The 1,588-nt window shown below is 60.8% G+C and carries 2 protein-coding genes; both read left to right on the top strand.

Annotated features, from left to right (window positions below):
- On the top strand, nt 1-762 hold a 762-nt coding region (locus tag EOM25_14815), incomplete at its 5' end, for a TAXI family TRAP transporter solute-binding subunit (GenBank protein ID NCC26449.1).
- Nucleotides 759-1,588: PAS domain S-box protein (locus tag EOM25_14820; GenBank protein NCC26450.1), on the top strand; the 830-nt coding region annotated here is incomplete at its 3' end. The genes EOM25_14815 and EOM25_14820, both read left to right, overlap by 4 nt.

Consider the following 1,588-nt stretch of genomic DNA (forward strand, 5'->3'; position numbering starts at 1 on the left):
CGGGCTCTGTTGGCCGGGGAAATCGAGGTGGCCATGGTCCAGGCCGACGTGGCCCTGTGGGCCCGTCAAGGGCAAGGACCTTTTGCCGGTGAGCCTGGGGAGCGCAACATCCTGGCCTTGGCCTCGCTCTACCCGGAGCGGCTTCAAATCGTCACCAGACCCGGGGCCGACATCACAAGCGTGATGGATCTGCGGGGCAAATCCATTTCTCTCGACGAGGTCGGGTCGGGAACTCTGGCAGCCATGAAAATCGTTCTTCAGGCCTATGGGTTGTCCGAAAAGGATCTTCGGCCGGCCTATCTGAAACCCGAGTTCACGGTCGAGAGCCTGGCCACGGGCCGCCTGGACGGATTCTGCCTGATGAGCGGGGTTCCGGCCCAGGCCGTGACTGACGTCGCAGAACGGGGTATTCGCCTCGTGCCTGTGGACAGGCATACAGCCAAGGCCATCAATGCGGCCCATCCCTATCTGGTCCCAGGAATCATCCCGGACGGTGCCTACCCTGGCGTTCCGGAGACGCCGACCATCGAGGTCAATGCCCTTCTTGTCGTTGCCGGAACCATGGCCGACGATTTGGCCTATGATCTGACCCAAGACCTGTGGTCTGAAAGGACCCTTGACCTGCTCGACTCGGCCCATGTGCAGGGACGATTCGTTACCCTTGATTCGGCGTTGAACGGTCTGTCCATACCCCTTCATCCAGGGGCCCGGCAATACTACCAGGATCAGGGACTGATAGGCGAGGCGGACCCGAGGCCGTGAACCTCTTCCGATTCCGCTTTGAAACCATCCGATGGGCCATCGTGGTCATCTTTCTGGCCATGGTCCTTGGCGTGGGTCTGTTCACCAATGTGACCCTCCGGTCCCTGGAACGAAGCCTTCCGACCCTTCTTCTTTCCCAGATCGAGGCTCTGACCAGGATCATGGACGGGCTGAACGAGTTGACCCATTCGGCGGCGACCATGCGCATGAATCCCCAGGCCGGAGCGGTGGATTCGTTCGAGGGACGGGTGAACGAGGTCTACGAGGATCTGGTGGACATGCGCCGTTCCTTTGTCCTGGACAACCTGATCCAGGCGTCGGCCTTTCATGCCGTGGTCGCCCCGGCCCTGGTCGATGTTCTCCAATGGCTGGAGTACGGCGTGGGTGGACATGGCCGGAAAGGCGAAGTGATCATGACCGTGATTCACGCCCGTCTTCGAGAGGCTCAGGCCAGGGCTTCGGCCGTGCGTGCCGAATCCCAGGGGCTGGTCCAGACCATTCTGGAGGAACAGCGCCAAAAATTGGACCGGTTCCTGGTTGGCGTTAATCTTCTTCTGGCCTTTTCCGGTCTTATTTCAGTGCTGGTCCTGGGCCTCATGTGGAAGCAGCACCGACTCTGGCGCCGGGAGGCCGCGGCCATGGCCGAAAGGACCCGATTGACGGCCATCATCGAATCGAGCCGCGATTTCATTTCCACAGCCACCCTGGACGGTCGCCTGACCTACATAAATCGGTTCGGCCGGGCCTTGGTGGGCTGGGGCGAGGATGAGGACCTGAAAGAGAAAAGGATCGACAATCTCCATCCCGACCGGGTCGTGGATATTCT

The sequence above is a fragment of the Deltaproteobacteria bacterium genome, assembly GCA_009929795.1.
GTDB lineage: Bacteria > Desulfobacterota > Desulfovibrionia > Desulfovibrionales > Desulfomicrobiaceae > RZZR01.